Annotated in this window: 14 protein-coding genes; 4 read left to right on the top strand and 10 right to left on the bottom strand. The window is 72.9% G+C overall.

Features of this window, described 5'->3' with window-relative positions:
* Window positions 1-120 precede the first annotated feature (120 nt).
* The 6 genes from HNR21_RS15145 to HNR21_RS15120 all read right to left on the bottom strand — a co-directional run bounded on the left by HNR21_RS15145 (window position 121) and on the right by HNR21_RS15120 (window position 6,412).
* Window positions 121-1,224: an acyl-CoA dehydrogenase family protein gene (locus tag HNR21_RS15145; protein WP_182705732.1), complete on the bottom strand. Its 1,104-nt coding sequence runs from the start codon at window positions 1,222-1,224 to the stop codon at window positions 121-123.
* Window positions 1,221-2,414, bottom strand: a complete 1,194-nt coding sequence (locus HNR21_RS15140) for an acyl-CoA dehydrogenase family protein (protein ID WP_182705731.1) — start codon at window positions 2,412-2,414, stop codon at window positions 1,221-1,223. The genes HNR21_RS15145 and HNR21_RS15140 overlap by 4 nt, the downstream gene beginning before the upstream one ends.
* A gap of 1 nt (window position 2,415) precedes the next feature.
* On the bottom strand, window positions 2,416-2,868 hold the full coding sequence (locus HNR21_RS15135; RefSeq protein WP_182705730.1) for a MaoC family dehydratase: 453 nt from the start codon (window positions 2,866-2,868) through the stop codon (window positions 2,416-2,418).
* A 28-nt stretch (window positions 2,869-2,896) separates the two neighbouring features.
* Window positions 2,897-3,658, bottom strand: coding sequence for a 3-oxoacyl-ACP reductase FabG (gene fabG / locus HNR21_RS15130; RefSeq protein ID WP_182705729.1), 762 nt, complete (start codon window positions 3,656-3,658; stop codon window positions 2,897-2,899).
* A 70-nt stretch (window positions 3,659-3,728) separates the two neighbouring features.
* Complete coding sequence (locus HNR21_RS15125) at window positions 3,729-4,946, bottom strand: acetyl-CoA C-acetyltransferase (protein ID WP_182705728.1); 1,218 nt, start codon at window positions 4,944-4,946, stop codon at window positions 3,729-3,731.
* A gap of 461 nt (window positions 4,947-5,407) precedes the next feature.
* Window positions 5,408-6,412, bottom strand: a complete 1,005-nt coding sequence (locus HNR21_RS15120; protein WP_182705727.1) for a LacI family DNA-binding transcriptional regulator — start codon at window positions 6,410-6,412, stop codon at window positions 5,408-5,410.
* 376 nt (window positions 6,413-6,788) lie between these two features.
* Between HNR21_RS15120 and HNR21_RS15115 the strand changes: the two genes are divergently transcribed.
* Both HNR21_RS15115 and HNR21_RS15110 read left to right on the top strand, forming a co-directional pair.
* Window positions 6,789-7,229 (top strand): DUF2243 domain-containing protein, encoded by a 441-nt coding sequence (locus HNR21_RS15115; RefSeq protein ID WP_312881044.1) that lies wholly within the window; start codon window positions 6,789-6,791, stop codon window positions 7,227-7,229.
* Window positions 7,229-8,014, top strand: coding sequence for a cytochrome c oxidase assembly protein (locus tag HNR21_RS15110; protein WP_182705725.1), 786 nt, complete (start codon window positions 7,229-7,231; stop codon window positions 8,012-8,014). The genes HNR21_RS15115 and HNR21_RS15110 overlap by 1 nt, the downstream gene beginning before the upstream one ends.
* A 54-nt stretch (window positions 8,015-8,068) precedes the next feature.
* Here the strand turns inward: HNR21_RS15110 and HNR21_RS15105 are convergent, their stop codons facing one another.
* Complete coding sequence (locus HNR21_RS15105) at window positions 8,069-9,454, bottom strand: DUF1266 domain-containing protein (RefSeq protein ID WP_312881043.1); 1,386 nt, start codon at window positions 9,452-9,454, stop codon at window positions 8,069-8,071.
* Between the two features lie 99 nt (window positions 9,455-9,553).
* Here HNR21_RS15105 and HNR21_RS15100 point away from each other — a divergent pair, with 99 nt between their 5' ends.
* Both HNR21_RS15100 and HNR21_RS15095 read left to right on the top strand, forming a co-directional pair.
* Window positions 9,554-12,904, top strand: coding sequence for a hypothetical protein (locus HNR21_RS15100; protein ID WP_182705724.1), 3,351 nt, complete (start codon window positions 9,554-9,556; stop codon window positions 12,902-12,904).
* Between the two features lie 606 nt (window positions 12,905-13,510).
* Window positions 13,511-13,732, top strand: a complete 222-nt coding sequence (locus tag HNR21_RS15095) for a hypothetical protein (RefSeq protein WP_182705723.1) — start codon at window positions 13,511-13,513, stop codon at window positions 13,730-13,732.
* 119 nt (window positions 13,733-13,851) lie between these two features.
* On the opposite strand, the gene HNR21_RS15090 is transcribed toward HNR21_RS15095, so the two are convergent.
* From HNR21_RS15090 to HNR21_RS15080, 3 genes are all read right to left on the bottom strand, one after another.
* Window positions 13,852-14,289: an Ohr family peroxiredoxin gene (locus HNR21_RS15090; RefSeq protein WP_157995785.1), complete on the bottom strand. Its 438-nt coding sequence runs from the start codon at window positions 14,287-14,289 to the stop codon at window positions 13,852-13,854.
* Between the two features lie 131 nt (window positions 14,290-14,420).
* Window positions 14,421-14,870 carry a PaaI family thioesterase gene (locus tag HNR21_RS15085; RefSeq protein WP_182705722.1) on the bottom strand — a complete coding sequence of 150 codons (450 nt, stop codon included), beginning with the start codon at window positions 14,868-14,870 and terminating at the stop codon, window positions 14,421-14,423.
* Between the two features lie 67 nt (window positions 14,871-14,937).
* Complete coding sequence (locus HNR21_RS15080) at window positions 14,938-16,485, bottom strand: CBS domain-containing anti-phage protein (RefSeq protein WP_182705721.1); 1,548 nt, start codon at window positions 16,483-16,485, stop codon at window positions 14,938-14,940.
* Between the last annotated feature and the right edge of the window lie 84 nt (window positions 16,486-16,569).

Here is a 16,569-nt window from a genome sequence, read left to right as displayed (position 1 = left end):
GCGCGGCGATCTGAGCCGGTGACGACCCGTACGGCGACATCACCGGGTCATGCGCAGGAGTTCCGGCCAAATGGCGGCGGCCCGCCGTCACGGGCGGGCCGCCGCATCACAAAACCGGGCTCAGGCCGCCGGGAGGTCGACCAGGCCGGCGAGGAGGGCGTGGTGGGCGCCCGGGGTGCCGAGGGCGATCTGGTCGGCCTTGGCGCGCTTGAGGTACAGGTGCGCCGGGTGCTCCCAGGTCATGCCGACGCCGCCGTGCAGCTGGATCGCCTCCTCGGCGGCCAGGACGGCCGCGTCGGCGCAGTACGCCTGGGCGACCGAGGCGGCCACCGAACGGTCCGGGTCGTCGGCGGCGACCGCGGCGGCGGCGTACCGGGCGGCGGCGCGGGCCGACTCGACCGTGACGTACAGGTCGGCGAGGCGGTGCTTGAGGGCCTGGAAGCCGCCGACGATCCGGCCGAACTGGCGGCGGATCTTCAGGTACTCGACGGTGGTGTCCAGGCACCACTGGGCCACGCCGTACTGCTCGGAGGCCATCAGCGCGGCACCGGTCTCCAGCGCGCGGCCGACAGCCCGTTCGGCCGCGTCGGCACCGGCGATCCGCCGGGACGCGACGCCGGTCAGGTCGATGTCGGCGACCTGCCGGGTCATGTCCAGCGACGTCACCGGCGTGACCCGGGCGTCGCCGCCGCTCACCTCGTGCAGCTCCAGGCCGCCGTCCGTGCGCACCGGGACGAGCAGCAGGTCCGCCTCCAGCGCGCCCGCCACCGCGTGCACCGACCCCTGCAGGACCCCGCCGTTGACGGACACCGCCGGGACCGCACGGCCCGGGGCGGTGGAGAACGGCACCGCCAGCGCGGCGGTCCGCTCCCCGGCGGCCAGCTCGCCCAGCCGGTCGGTCGCGCCCGCCTCCAGCAGCGCCGTCGTGGCCACGACCGCGCTGGTCAGGAACGGCACCGGCGCGACGTACCGGCCCAGCTCCTCCAGCACCACGGCGGCCTCGCGGGCCGACGCGCCCGCGCCGCCGTGCTCCTCGGGGACCAGCAGCGCGGCCAGCCCCAGCTCGGCCGCCAGCGCCTGCCACAGCTCGGCGAGCCCGGACCGGTCGCCGTCGTAGACCCGGACCACCTGCTCGGGCGTGGACCGCTTGGCCAGCAGGGACCGCACGCTGTCGCGCACCGACTCCTCGACGTCGGTGTAGAGCAGGTCCAGCTCGTCGCTCATCGGGGCAGGTCCTTCCACGGGACGTCCTTGTCGGTGCGCGGCTCGGGGGGCAGGCCCAGCACCCGCTCGGCGACGATGTTGCGCAGGATCTCCGAGGTGCCGCCCTCGATGGAGTTGCCCTTGGCGCGCAGGTACCGGTAGCCCGCGTCCTTGCCGGTGAACTCCACGATCTCCGGACGCTTCATCGTCCAGTCGCCGTACCGCAGGCCCTCGGCGCCGAGCATCTCCAGCTCCAGGCCGGACAGCTGCTGCGCCAGCCGGGCGAAGGTGAGCTTGGCCGCCGAGCCCTCGGGGCCGGGCTGCCCGGCGGCCAGCTTCTGCCGCAGCCGCCGGCCGGTCATCCGGGCGACCTCGGCCTCCACCCACAGCCTCATCAACCGGGCGTGCAGCTCGGGGGTGCGCAGCTCCGGCCGCTCCCGCCAGGTCCCGGCGACGACCCCGATCATGCCGCCCTCGCGGCGCGGGTCGCCGCCGCCGATGGCGACGCGCTCGTTCATCAGGGTGGCGGTGGCGACCCGCCAGCCCTCTCCCTCCTCGCCCAGGCGCAGCGAGTCGGGGATCTTCACGTCGGTGAGGAAGACCTCGTTGAACTCGGCCTCACCGGTGATCTGCCGCAGCGGCCGGACCTCCACGCCCGGGTCGGTCATGTCGCACAGGAAGTACGTCATGCCGCGGTGCTTGGGCGCCCCGGGGTCGGTGCGGGCCACCAGGATCGCCCAGCGGGCCTTGTGCGCCCCGGAGGTCCACACCTTCTGGCCGTTGACGATCCAGTGGTCGCCGTCGCGTTCGGCGCGGGTGGCCAGCGCGGCCAGGTCGGAGCCGGCGCCGGGCTCGCTGAACAGCTGGCACCAGATCTCCTCGCCCGTCCACAGCGGGCGCAGGAACCGCCTCTTCTGCTCCTCGGTCCCGTACGCCAGGATCGTCGGCGCGGCCATGCCGAGCCCGATGCCGTTGCGGCGCGGGTCGTTGTCGGGCGCGCCCGCCCGGGCGAGCAGCCGGTCCACGTGGGCCTGCAGCTCCCGGGGCAGGCCCAGGCCCCCCAGCCCCTCGGGGAAGTGCACCCACGCCAGCCCGGCGTCGAACCGCGCCCGCAGGAACTCCAGCCGGTCGGTGGCGGCCGGCGGGTGCTCGGCCAGCAGCTTCTCGACGCGCGCGGTCAGGTCGGCGATGGTCTTGTCGGTGTCGGTCATGTCAGGCCACCAGCAGCGACAGCGACTCCGCCACGCAGGCGGGCTTGTCGCCGCCCTCGCGCTCGATGGTGACCTTGACCTTGACGCGGGTGCCCGCGGCGGTGGGGGTGACCTCCACCAGCTCCACGCCCGCCCGCAGCCGCGACCCGACCGGCACCGGCGAGGGGAAGCGGACCTTGTCGGTGCCGTAGTTGATGCCCATCTTCAGCCCGTCCACCCGGTACACCTGGTGCACCAGCAGCGGCAGCAGCGACAGGGTCAGGTAGCCGTGCGCGATGGTGGTGCCGAACGGGCCCTGCGCCGCCTTCTCGGGGTCCACGTGGATCCACTGGTGGTCGCCGGTGGCCTCGGCGAACTTGTCGATCTGCTCCTGGGTGACGGTGTGCCACTCGCTGTATCCCAGGTGCGTGCCGACCGCCTTCTCCAGGTCGGCGATGCCGTCGAAGACCTTCATGTCTCGTCCCCTCCCCTTGTGCGCCCGGTCAGGCCTTCGGCATGCCGGCGACGTAGATGACCTGGCCGGTGACGAACCCGGCGCCCTCGCTGACGAAGAACGACACCGCGTGCGCGATGTCCTCGGGCCTGCCGGTGCGCTTGACCGCGGTGGCCTCGGCGGCGGCCTTCTTGAAGTCCTCGAACGGCACGCCCACGCGGGCGGCGGTGGCGGCGGTCATCTCGGTCTCGATGAAGCCGGGGGCGACGGCGTTGACGGTCACGCCGAACTTGCCCAGCTCGATCGCCAGCGTCTTGGTGAAGCCCTGCAGACCGGCCTTGGCCGCCGCGTAGTTGGCCTGGCCCCGGTTGCCCAGCGCCGAGGTGGACGACAGGTTGACGATGCGGCCCCACCTGGCCTCGGTCATGTACTTCTGCGCGGCCCGGCTCATCAGGAACGAGCCCCGCAGGTGGACGTTCATCACCGAGTCCCAGTCGTCGGTGCTCATCTTGAACAGCATGTTGTCGCGGATGATCCCGGCGTTGTTGACCAGGACGACCGGCGGGCCGAGCTCGGTGGCCACGCGCTCGACGGCGGCCTCCACGGCCTGCTCGTCGGCCACGTTGCAGCCGACCGCCAGGGCCTTGCCGCCGGCGGCCTCGATCTCGGCGACGACCGGCTTGCAGGCGTCCTCGTCCAGGTCGAGCACGGCGACGGCGAACCCGTCCTGGGCCAGCCGCCTGGCCACGCCGGCACCGATGCCGCGGGCGGCGCCGGTCACGATGGCGACGCGGGGGGCCTGCTGAGTCATGGGGTCTCCTTCTCGTGGGTGGGCACGCAGGGTCGCTGCGTGGATCTCGGTGTTCCGCGGGATGCGCCGGTCAGGACAGGCGTTCGATGACCATGGCCATGCCCTGGCCGCCGCCGACGCACATGGTCTCCAGCCCGAACTGCTTGTCGTGCCACTGCAGGCTGTTGATCAGCGTGGTGGTGATGCGGGCGCCGGTCATGCCGAACGGGTGGCCGACCGCGATGGCGCCGCCGTTGACGTTCAGCTTGTCCATGTCGACGCCCAGTTCCCGGGCCGAGGGGATGACCTGGGCGGCGAACGCCTCGTTGATCTCGACCAGGTCGATGTCGCCGATGGTCATCCCGGCGCGAGCCAGCGCCTGCCGGGACGCCTCGACCGGGCCGAGGCCCATGATCTCCGGGGACAGGCCGGACACGCCGGTGGACACGATCCGGGCCAGCGGGGTGAGGCCGAGTTCGGCGGCCTTGGTGTCGCTCATGATCACCAGGGCGGCGGCGCCGTCGTTGAGCGGGCAGCAGTTGCCGGCGGTGACCGTGCCGTCGGGCCGGAACACCGGCTTGAGCTCGGAGACCTTCTCCAGGGTGACGCCGGCGCGGGGGCCGTCGTCCTTGGTCACCACGGTGCCGTCGGGCAGGGTGACCGGGGTGATCTCGCGCTCCCAGAAGCCGTCGGCGATGGCCTTCTCCGCGAGGTTCTGGCTGCGGACGCCGAACTCGTCCTGCTCGCGCCGGGTGATCCCCTTGAACTGGGCGACGTTCTCGGCGGTCTGGCCCATGGCGATGTAGATGTCGGGCAGGTCGCCGTTCCGGCGCGGGTCGGCCCAGGTCCGGCCGCCCTCGGCGAACTGCTTGGTGCGCGCCCGCGCATCGGCGAACAGCGGGTTGGTCGTCTCCGGCATGCCGTCCGCGCGGCCCTTGTCGTACCGGCTGACGGTCTCCACGCCCGCGGAGATGAACACGTCGCCCTCGCCGGCCTTGATCGCGTGGAACGCCATCCGGGTGGTCTGCAGGCTGGAGGAGCAGTACCGGTTGACGGTGGTGCCCGGCACCCCGTCCAGCCCGGCCAGCACGGCGACGACGCGGCCGATGTTGTAGCCGGACTCCCCGGCGGGCTGGCCGCAGCCCATGATCAGGTCGTCGACGTCGCCGGGGTCCAGGGCGGGCACCTTGTCCAGTGCGGCGCGCACCATCTGCACCGCCAGGTCGTCCGGTCGGATCGACACGAGCGAGCCCTTGCCCGCGCGCCCGATCGGCGAGCGCACGGCCGACACGATCACTGCTTCCGGCATGGCTGGTCCCTGACCCCTCTGGCTCCCGGCGTACGGGTGGCGGCGCGTCCGCCCCTCATCACGTTGCGCGCACCGCCGCGCACCGAGCCCGCGACCGACCTGAAGGCCATGAACGGGCACGATCGGTGACGCACGCCGCGAGGATCCCACTACTTGCACAAAGACGCCAGTCCGGGCAGGCCATTTCATGCGTCTCGCACCAAACGTTTTGTGCAGGTCGCACAGAGGAGGGTCCGGGTTGTGCACGCGCACACCCCGGTCCGGGTGGTCACGCCTGGTGACGGCGGACGGCGGCGCCGGATGCGGCGAGGTCACCCTACGCCTGCCGCCCGGCGCGCTCCAGCCCTGCCCGCCGGATCGTTTGGAACGGTCCTTCGCCGTCCGCGCCGCACCGCCCGCCGTTCAGGCGATGCCCGCCCGTCCCTTCCGGGACCGCCGAGAGGGGCGGCACGCGCGCGGGGTCAGGTGTCGCGGCGGTGGATCCGGGGGGTCCAGGGGAAGACGGCCTGGTCGGGGTCCCAGCGGTTCTCGATGGCGGCGAGGATCAGGTGGGCCAGGCCGCGGCCGGCCGGGGCGACGCCCACCGAGGTGAGGCGGGGGCGCAGCATCTCGCACAGCGGCTCGTTCCCGGCGCCGACCAGGGCGAGGTCGTCCGGGACGCGCAGGCCCGCGTCGGTGAGGGCGCCCAGCATGAGACCGGCGTAGCGGTCGTGCCAGGCGAAGACGCCGTCGGGACGGCCGCCGCCGGCCCACTCGCGGGCCAGCGCCGCGGCCTCGGCGGGAACGCCCGCCATCGTGACCCGGCGGATCGGGACGCCGTGGCGGGCGGCGGCGCGCTCGGCCCCCCGGTAGCGGGCCTCGGCGTACATGCGGGGACCGGGGGCGCGCGGCAGCAGCACCACCAGATCGGTGCAGCCCCGGGTGAGCAGGTGCACGACGGCGGCCTCGCCCAGCGTGGAGTCGTCCAGCACCAGGGTGGGGACCAGCGGCGACGGCTCGCGGCCCAGGCCGATCGGCACCACCCCGGCGGCGTGCAGCACCTCGACGGCGGCCCGGGTGAACTGCGACGTCTCCGCGATCACCGCCGCGGGCCGCAGCGCCGCCCACACCCGGGCGGCCTGCAGCCCCTGCAGGGCGGGCTCCCCGTGCAGCATGAACGCATAGCCCGCCTCGCGCAGGTCGGCGCCCAGCCGGGTCAGCTCCGCGGCCACCAGCCCGCTGCGCAGCACGGCCTGCGACCAGACGTGCATCACCACCAGGTCGGCGCGCCCCCGCGACAGCGAACGGGCGCCGGGCTGGCCGGCGTACCCCAGCCGCCGCATCGCCGCGTGCACCCGCTCCCGGGTCTGCTGGGGCACCCGCTCCGGGTCCCGGCCCTGCAGCACATGCGAGACGGTGGCCGTGGACACCCCGGCCAGCCGTGCCACGTCGGCGATCGTGGGCCGACGCCCAGGCGCGACATCCATGCCCGAATCCTGTCACTTGCCGCGCCATTCCCATCGCACATCGTGGCGTTTCTCCGGCCCCCCAGATCGCCACAAACGGGATTGACGCACCTCACACGCCATAGATGTGACGAACAACAGCCCTGTTTCGCAGAACACCCAGGGAAGCGGTACACGCCGCCGCCCTCGCGCCACACTCTCTCGACGGAGCCACCGTGGCGCCGGCCCCGCCCGGTCCGACCCCCCTTGCCCGGGCGGGGCCACCCCCTCACCCGCCGATCGGCCCCGGCACCGGGCACTCGGACCACGGCGCCATCCCCATGCCGTAGAGATCACCGCTGACATGGAGGGGCGGGCGGCGGGTAGGCGTTCCGGCGTTCGCCGAAAGGAGGCGGAGGTGGGCGCACGGGGGCGGTCGATGGCCGCGGCGGCGTTGATCGGGGCCGCGGTGATGGCGGCGGTGGACGAAATCGTGTTCCACCAGATTCTGGGATGGCATCACTTCTATGACCGTTCCACGCCGTCGATCGGGCTGTTGACGGACGGTCTGCTGCACACCGCCGAATTGCTGGGGCTGGTGGCGGGGTTCGTGTGGTGGGCGGATCTGCGGCGTCGGGGGACGCTGGCGGGCGGGCACGCGTGGGCGGGGTTGTTCCTCGGCGCGGGCGGCTTTCAACTGTTCGACGGAATCGTCGACCACAAGCTGCTGCGGCTGCACCAGATCCGGTACGGCGTTCCCGATCTGCTGCCTTACGACCTGGCCTGGAACGCCTCCGCGCTGGTGCTGCTCGCCATCGGCGCGGCTCTGGCCGTGCGCGCGGCCCGGCGGAGCCGGTGATGCATCACCACGGTCCGGGTGCCGACGGGCGGATGGTCGCGGTGGTCGCGGTGGCCGTGGTCGTCGCGGTCCACCTGGTGGCGGCGGCCAGGCTGCGCGGCCGTGGCGACGCCTGGCCGTGGACCCGGGACCTGTGCTTCACCGCCGGAGGCGTTCTTCTGGCGGTCGCCGTCATCGGTGTCCTGCCGGGCGGGCCGTTCACCGTTCACATGCTCCAGCACCTGCTCGCGGGGATGGCGGCGCCCCTGCTGCTGGTGCTCGGCCGTCCCCTCACCCTGGCCCTGCGCGCCCTCCGCCCGGGCGGCCTCCCGCGCCGGGTCCTCCTGACGGCGGCCCACTCCCGCCCGGCACGCTGCCTGGTCTTTCCCCCGGTCGCGGCAGTGCTCGACATGGGCGGCCTGTGGCTGCTGTACCGGACGCCGCTCCTGGCCGCCGCCCACCACCACCCGATGCTGCACGCCCTGGTCCACTTCCACATCGTCGCGGCGGGGCTTCTGTTCACGTTCGCGATCTGCCAACTGGACCCGGTCCGCCACCGTCACGGCCTGTCCCTGCGCGCCGCCACCCTGCTCCTGGCCGGGGCCGCCCACGCCGTACTGGCCAAGTCCCTGTACGCCGCTCCCCCGCCCGGCACCGCCTACGGCGCGCAGGACCTGCACACCGCCGCCCAGCTCATGTACTACGGCGGCGACCTCGTCGAACTGTCCCTGGCCGTCGTCCTGGCCACCACCTGGTACGCCCGCGGCGCCCGCCGCTCTCCCCTGCCGCACCGGGCCTGCTCCTGAAGTTCGGCGATGTCCCGGGCGGCCTCGTCCGGCGCAACCCGGCCGTTCGCCGGGTCACCAGTCCTGGTGCAGGTCGAGGTTCCAGGGGACGCGGTTCCAGGGGCTGTCGCGGTCGGTGGCGAGGTCCCGCACGATCTGCTCGTACCGGGCCTGGCTCTCCGTGCCGCCGCCGCCCCACAGGAGACGGGCCTGCAGGTAGCAGGCGGCCATGTCCTGCCAGGAGACGTAGTGGCGCTGGATCTCGCGGGCCACCCGCAGCAGGGGGTCCCAGCACTCCTGTTCGGTGAACCAGCCCACCATGTGCGCCCAGCGGAAGAGCATCACGGCGCGGCCGAAGTCCCAGATCATGTGGCGGCCGTGGTTGGCCTGGAAGGACGGGTCGGCGTACAGGGTCAGGCGGCGGGCCTCCGCGTCGGCGAAGCCCGGCTCCAGGAGCACCTGGTGCAGGTAGCGCTCCAGCTCGGCCTTGGCGGGTTCGGGGGCGGGGACGTCCTCGCCGGTGAGCGTCAGGACCAGCAGGGGCAGCAGCCACTGGGCCGCGGCGCCGAACCGCAGCGTGATCAGCCGGGCCAGGACGTCGACCAGCGCGTCGGTCAGCTCCTGGGCGGCGCCCGCCCGCCTGGCCTGCCGCAGCAGCCGGACGTACTCGGCGCGTTCCCGCTCGCCGAGCGCGGCGGCCAGGACGCCGCTCTGGTCGAAGTCGGCCCGGTGCCCGTGGGAGATCAGCGAGTCGATCTGGGCGCGCACGTCGGAGGGCCGGAACGAGCCCCACGCGCCGAACAGCAGTTCCAGCGCGGTCAGCCGGTCCATCAGCGTCTCCTCGCGGGACGCGCCCAGCCGGTCGTGCCGGTAGCCGTTCATCGCGGCGAGCGGGGCGCAGGTCCCGACGATCCACTGCTGGACGGGCGTGAGCGGGCGGCCGGAGGAGTCGGGGCGGTCGGGGTGGCCGGGGTCGTGCCAGGGGGTCACCCCCGCCTCGTCCAGGCTGCGGACCATCGCCCGGTACACGTCGGTGTTCTCGGAGTCGAAGTACTGCGGCAGGACCGTGAGCGGGTCGACCGAGCGGACCCGGCCGTCCAGCCCGGCGACCGTCACGACGATGGCCCAGTCGGACGGGTCGTCGGTGTCCTGCTCGACCTCCCAGCGGCCGCCGTGCCGGCCGACGAGGATCTCCGCGAAACAGGCGGAGAACGCCGTCCGCAGCCAGAACCAGGGGTCGTCCTCGTCGACGCCCTTGACGATCTCGGTCAGGTCCAGGCCCTCGGGCGGGAACTCCTCGACATAGGACTCCAGCCGCAGCAGCAGGTCGAACGGCTCCCGCGCGAAGGACTCGGCGTCCATTCCGACCTCGTCGAGAAGCCATTGTGTGTACTCGCGGGACTCCAGGGCGTATTGGCCGACAAGCTCGTGGGCCTGCTGCGCGCTCATGCCGTCGATCACCGGGACGCCCCTTCCACCGTGCGCTTATTGGACATTTCCAACCTGTCTGATCGCCGTGTCCGGTTCGCTCGGCCAAAAACCGATCCCTACGCTATCGCCGTGGCCGAGACGATCGATTACGGGCGGTTCGCGGAACGGATGCGCCGGGCCGCCGCGCAGGGCCGTCCGGCGTTCTGGACGCTGCTGCGCGACTTCCAGCGCGAATGGGGCTACGAAGAGCCCGGCGGCGAGCCGGCCCGGCCGCGCGCCCGGGAAGAGCAGGACGTCGACGAGGAGCGCGTGGACCCCGCCCTGCCCATTCCGGCGGCGCTGCGGGAGTGGTGGGACCTTCCGTTCAACTCCTTCACCCACTCGCCGAAGCTCTACTACACCCATCCCGAATGGCCGCCCACGATCCGGCCCGACCCGAGCGGCCACGGCGTCGGCGACGGACTGCCCGCCGACAATCCGTTCGTCGGTCCCGGCCAGGACCGGCGGGTCTGCGTGTTCATGGCCGAATACCAGTACTGCGACGAATGGGGCTACCCGGCCGCCGAGGCGGCGCAGCCCGACCCCCGGGTGCTGGTCGGCACCGAGGACGGCTGGAAACTGCAGGCCCGCTCCATCTCGGAGTTCTTTCTCCAGTTGGCCGTCCAGCGGATCTCCCACAGCCACGGCTGGCGGCTGCTGCTCTGGCCCGCCGACGTGGTCGAACATCCGGGGCTGCTGGAACGGCTGCGCGCCGTCTACCCGGAGATGGGCCTGCTGCCCTGGCGGGAACTGGGCGGCGACAGCATCGCCTACGGGGCCCCGGACGCGATCGTCCACCACGCCCGGGCGGGCTCTCCGGACCATCCGGTGGTCGTCTGCGCCCGTTCCCGGGCGGCGCTGCTGCGGGTGGCGCGGACGCTGCGGATCGACGTCGCCCCCTACATGATCGAAGCGCCCCGGTACGGGCCCGACAGGGCGGAACGCCCCGAACTCGGGCCGGTGGCGCTGGCCGAGGGCGACACCGACGCGCTGGACCGCTGGACGGTGGTGGCGGTGCGCCCCGCCGATCCCGCACCGGTCGTCCCCGCCGCGGTCGGCGACGTCGCCGGGCGGACCGTGGCGGCCGCCGACCGGGACGGGACGATCGCGGTCGCCGGCGACGTGGGCGGCGGCGTGCACGTCTCGGTGGACGGCGCCGCGCCGTACGCCCTGCCGCTGCACGACTCCCCGGTGACCGCCGTGGCCTGCGTTCGGCTGGACGGCGGCCCGCTGGTGGTGAGCGGGGACGAGAAGGGCGCCGTCCGGCTGTGGCAGCCGCCCGCCCGCCCGGCCGGACGGCCGATCGCCCGGCACCGGGGCCCGGTCGCCGCGCTGGCGGCGGCGCTGCTGCCGACCGGGCCGGGCGTCGCCATGGCCTGGCCCGACGGGCTGGTCCGCCTGCGGGACGTGCGCACGGGGGTGAGCGCCGACCTGTGGCCGGGCGGCGGGATCACCGCCCTGGACCTGTGGCCCGACGGGGAGCTGCGGATCACCGCGGCGAACGGGACCACGGTGCTGCGGCTGGATCCGGAACGGCTGTGGCCGCACCGGGACATGCGGCTGCGGCTGGACCGGATCGACTGGGCGTCGCTGGAGCACTCCTACGGCACGGCCGACAACATCCCGGACCTGATCATGAAGCTGGCCACGCCCCGCGGCCATGAGGTCAAGGAGGGGTTCGAGGGCCTGGAGGGGGCGCTGTTCGGGGAGGTGCGGGCGTGCACGGCCGCCGCGGCCGTCGTGCCGTTCCTGGTCGAGCTGGTGACCGGCCCGCCCACCGAGGCGCGCGACCACCTGTTCCACCTGCTGTCGCGGATCGGCCGGGCGCACGAGGAGGTCGACGACGGCGACACCGAGGCCCTGCGCGCGGCCCTGGCGGGACGGGCGGCGGTCGAGGCCCGGATCCCGGCCCTGCTGGCGATGCTCGACCACGCCGACCACGCCGTCCGGGCCGGGGCGGCGTACGTACTGGCCGACTTCCCCGACCGGGCCCCGGAACTGCTGCCCGTGCTGCAGGCCCGCCACGCCGCCGAGACCACGGCGTCGGCGGCGGTCGCGCTGGTGCTGTGCGTCGGCGACCTGTACGACGAGCGCGACGACCCGCCGGTGGACTGGCTGCGCGGCGTGCTCGCCGGCTCCCCGGTCCGGGAGGTACGGGCCGCCGCGGCGCTGGCGCTGCTGTGGTGCCGCGTCGATGAGATGCCCGAGGGGCTCGTCCGGACCGTCGAGCAGGAGATGGCCGCGGGCGACTCCGCGCTGGACGAGGTGCTGTGGACGTTCGCCGACGGCCGCGACGACCTGCTGGTCACCGCCATGGAGGACCATCCGGACGAGCTGATCGGGCTGACCCGTTCCCTCCTGGCGACCGGCGAGCCCGCCGTCCGCCTGCGGATCGCGCGGCTGGCCGGCGCGGTGATGCGGACCTGGCGGGCGGCGCCGGCGCGGCTGCTGCCCGCCCTGGCCGGGCTGGTCGGCTCCGACAACGAGGAGATCGGCCGCACGGCGCTGGAGGAGATCGAGTGCAGCGGCCCCGCCGCCGCCCGGGTGGCCGACGCCCTGGTGCCGTTCCTGGACGACGAGCGGCCGTGGCGTTCGTCCGGTGCGCTCCGGACGCTGGCCGGTCTGGGCGACGCCCGCTGCCTGCCCGCGCTGACCCGCCTGCTGGCCGACCGGCGGATGCCCGCCGACGAGATGCACTGCCTGGCGGGCATGGCCGGCCACGCCGGTGAACTGCTGCCGGTGCTGCGCACCCTGCTGGCCGCCGAGTCGGGCGACTGGCTGACCCGCCTGGTCAACGCGATCCGCCCGTGGGGCCCGCGGGCCGCCCCGCTGGTGCCGGACCTGATCGCGCTGCTGGAGCGGCGCAAGGCCGTGTCCGCGACGGCACTGACCCTGGGCGCCGTCGGCGAGGCCGCGGCCGACGCCGTCCCGCTGCTGCGCCCTCTCCTCGAAGGCGGCAGGCGCCAGGAGCGCAGGAACGCCGCCTGGGCCCTGTGGCAGATCACCGGCGACGGCGAGGAACCGCTGACGGTGCTGGCCGACACCTTCCTGCCCGCCCTCTCGGAGTCCACCGCCGAGCGCCTGTTCGACCTCGGCCCCGCCGCCCGCCCGGCCGTCCCGCTGCTGCGCCCCCTGCTGGACTCCGCCGAGTCGGCGGACGCCGCCGCCTGCGTGATCTACCACGCCACCGGCGACCACGCCCTGCTCCCCCGCGTGATCGAAACGGTCGCTCCCACCCCGGTCGGCCTCCTCGCCGTCCGCGCCCTGCGCGGCCCCGAGGCCGCCCCCGCCGTCCCCCGCCTCAAGGAGATCGCCCACTCCCCCCGAGTCCAGGCGGCACCCGCCGCCCTCGCCCAGACCCTCACCGTCGACACCGCCTACCGCACCCAAGCCCACAAAGCCCTGACCCGCATCACCACCGAACCGCCGTGCGAAAGGTGACGGCCTCTTCCCACTCCCGACGGTCCGCGCGGGGCCGGTCGAGCGGAACACTGACGCCGCATCGGATCGCCACAGGAGCCGCGGGCGGGCGAACCGGGCGGCGGTACGGGCGGGGAAGCGTCCATGAGGTCCTCCGAGGTGCGCTCTCCGCCTCGGAGAATGACAGCGCCCACTGACGTTTTCGGCGCTCCGAAGGAGCGGAGATCCACCGGGCCCGCGTCATCCACTCTGACGGGGACATGCCGCATCCCGCCCTGTTCACTCACAACGTTCGAGATCTGCCGACCCCTCGACCGTTTCAGCGGCCGGCGACATCGGTCCGCAATTCCACTGTCCGTAAAGACAGGAATTCCTCACCTCGAGGATCGCCGGGGAACGGCGTCGGCGCGATCAACCGGCCGTGCGCCTGGGGGCAGGTGGGCGCCCAAACCGCCCGCCCCGCGTCCATCCCCGGGCCCTGGCGGGCATCGTCGCACGTGCCTGTGGGAGACCGGCTCCCACGCTGGGGAACGAGGCCCTGTAATGGACCTGCGCTGCAGGCGGGCGTGTGAGGATGGTCCTGTGAGGCCGCCGCGCTGCCATGTCTGTGGGTCGGACGCTCGGGACGTGCCCGAGGGCCGGGATGTGTTGTCGAGCTTCGTCCTCGTTCACTTCGGCCTGACTCCGCAGGAGAAGGAAGGGCTGGAGGCATGGAACCGCTCCGGTTGGACGGGGCATCCGGCGAACGCCTTCTGGTTCTGCCGCGAGCATGCCGAACTCGCCCGGTCCCGTACCGGCCTGCACTGGCGGGACGCCCTGGCCTCGATCGACGCCGCGCTCGGACGGTGAGACGGCTCTCTCCCGGGCCGTCATCGGTCGGCCTTGATCCGGGTGAGGAGGGCGCGAACTCGGCGGTCGTCAGGCTCAGGTGCCCGAGCCTTGGGTCGATGCCGTCCGGGGGGCGCCGGTCATGTCACCTGGACGTTGATCTCGGTGTTCTCGCGGAAGGCCGTGGTGTAGGGGCACTCGTCGAACGCCTGGCCCACGACGCGCTCGGCGGTGGCGCGGTCGACGTTCGGCATGTGCGCCCGGACCGCCAGAGCGATCCGGTAGTCGTCGGCGCGGTTCCGCTTGAGCAGCGCCACCTCGGCCTGCACGTCGGCCTCGGGGTCCACGCCCTGCCGGGAGGCCACCAGCGTCAGGGCGCTGTGGAAGCAGGCGGCGTAGGCGGCGGCCATGAGCTGCTCGGGGTTGCTGGCCCCGCCGGTGCCGCCCAGTTCCGGGGGCGCCTTCAGGGCGACGTCCAGTGCTCCGTCGTCGGAGACCACCCGATCGTCGCGGCCGCCTCGTGACGTCGCCCGAGCGACGTACAACCGTTCGTAGTCAGGTGCGGTGGCCGAGTCCACGTCCGCCTCCCCCGTTCGGCGTGCTTCGCAGATCGTGGATGCTCATACCCCCGCCGGAACCCGCGACCCGGTCCGGTCGCCGGAAGAACCGGAAGGAGCCGGAGCGCGCCCCGGTCGCGACGGTCCGGGGATCAGGATCGGTTCGGCGGCATGGTCATGATCCGGGCGGTGGCCGTCGCCACGGCCACCGGCCTGCCGTCAGGGTCGATGAGCTCACCGGCCAGGAAGCACACCTCACGCCCCCGCTGCACGATCCGTCCCCGTCCGACGAGCCGCCCCGGCCGGGCGGGACGGAGGAACTGAACGTGCAGGTCGAGGGTCGGCGCGAACTGTCCCTCCGGCAGGGTCGCGACCAACGCCGGTCCCAGCGTGTCATCGAGCATCGCGGCCAGGAACCCGCCCTGGACGACCCCGGCCGGATTCAGGAACTGCTCCCCCGCCGTGAAGCCCACCTCGATGGTGCCCTGCTCGGGATCCACCGCGATGAGCTCCCACCCCAACGTCACCGCCGCAGGCGGCGGAGCGACCCGCCCGGCCTGCACGTCCCAGAAGAATCCGCGCCTCTGCCCGTCCACAGTCATGATCGAACCCTACGGGCCCCATACTCGAGCGACCAGAACATCAACCTGGCACTGACGTACGGCCGGATCAGGGCCGAGGATCGACCGTGCGCAGGAGGGTGAGGAGGCCGTTGACCTTGTCGTAGCGTTCGGGTGACAGCGGGTCCGGACTGAAGTGCATCAGGTCGTTACGGATGACGCGGACGTCCTCGAGCAGACCCAAGAGAATCTGCTGGTCGATGTTCCAGCCCAGCTTGGTCCAGCGACCGGGATCCTTCAGCAGGTGGTAGTAGTCGCCGAAGTTGAAGTCGGCGGCATGGTTGATCTTGTTACGCCGATGCGGTTGCACCGCGTCGCGCAGCTCGTCGACGGTGAAGTTCTCGTCGGCCGCCCTGCGGAGCCGGTTCTCGGCCTCCTCGATGAGGACAAAGGGACGGGCGAGTTCACCGAACTGGAGTGACAGATCCGCGGCCGTGATGATGCCGGTGACCCGCTGACGATCGGGATGGCGTACGAAGACATAACCGCGTTCGTAGATCAGCGGGATCTGTTCGAGCAGCAGCGCATCATGGTCCACCACCAGGGCGGGTGTGATTGCGTCCTGCAGAGTGGGGTTACCTGAGGCCACGTGCGCCCGGCCGATGGACTCCCAGCTCACCGCACCGCGGTAGGTGCCGTCGTCGTCGATCACGGCGAGTTGGGAGAACTGGCGGGTGAGCATCAGCGTCTTGACGTACGTCAGGTCGGCCGTGCTCGGCACCGAGACCAGCGGCGCCGGCAGGCTCCCCAGCCGAAGGGCCATGTGCTGGGGATCGGCTACGTCCTCGGTGTCCTCCACGTCCTCAGCGGCGTTGGCCACAGAGCCCGGTTCGGCCCCCAGCGGAACCAAGGCGACCTCGGTCGTGATGGGCCCTTCGGTGAACGGCGGGCGTGTGGTGAGGCCCTTCTCGGCGAGATCGGCCTTGACGATCTCGACGGCCGCGCTGGTGCGGCGCTGCAGTCCCCAGTGTTCGAGCAGGTTGCGGATGGTCAGCTTGCGGGGGTTGTCCGGGCTCCGCCCGGCCGCGTCCTCCAGCAGATCGTCGGAGCTGGTGATCTCCTCCTGGCCCGCCAGCCCGGGATCCTCCCCGTGCTCAGCAAGGTGTGCGATGCGCCGGGCGGCCTCGTTACGGGAGAGCCGACAGATGGTGAGCAGCGACCCCAGGGTGGCGACGAGATCCGCCCTGATCCTCTCCTTGGAGACGTCGGTGCGGATCCAATCGACCCGGCGGATCTGCCGGAACCCTTCCGGCTCGGTGGTCCGGTACTCGTAGGGGCCGGCGATCCGTCCCACCGCCACATGCCCCGGCCGGGTCTTCAAAGGCATCACCACCAGATCGCCTTCCCGCATCTCGGTGGTGAACCGCCAGAGCTGGCCGGTCCAGTTGCCGATCACGTTGCGGCCGGCATCCGGATAGGCACGGCGCAACGCCTCGCTCAGCGCCGCCCGCGTCCGGTAGCCGCTGAGATCCCCCATCTCGTTCCAGCCCGCAATGACCAGACCCTCAGTGAGCGCCTTGGCCTCACGCTCGCCATGCCATCCACCGCGCACCATCCACGCCGCCGACCTGCCCGCACGCTGCACTTCTTCGGCCACCGTCAACATTCCTCACGACCGATTCGGGATACATCTCCACACAGGGGCCCATGGATGGTATATGTCACCCAGGCTCCCGCAGGC

The sequence above is a fragment of the Thermomonospora cellulosilytica genome (assembly GCF_014138835.1).
Taxonomy (GTDB): domain Bacteria; phylum Actinomycetota; class Actinomycetes; order Streptosporangiales; family Streptosporangiaceae; genus Thermomonospora; species Thermomonospora amylolytica.
Note: the sequence above shows the minus strand (reverse complement) of the source record. Positions and strands in the feature narration are given on the sequence as shown.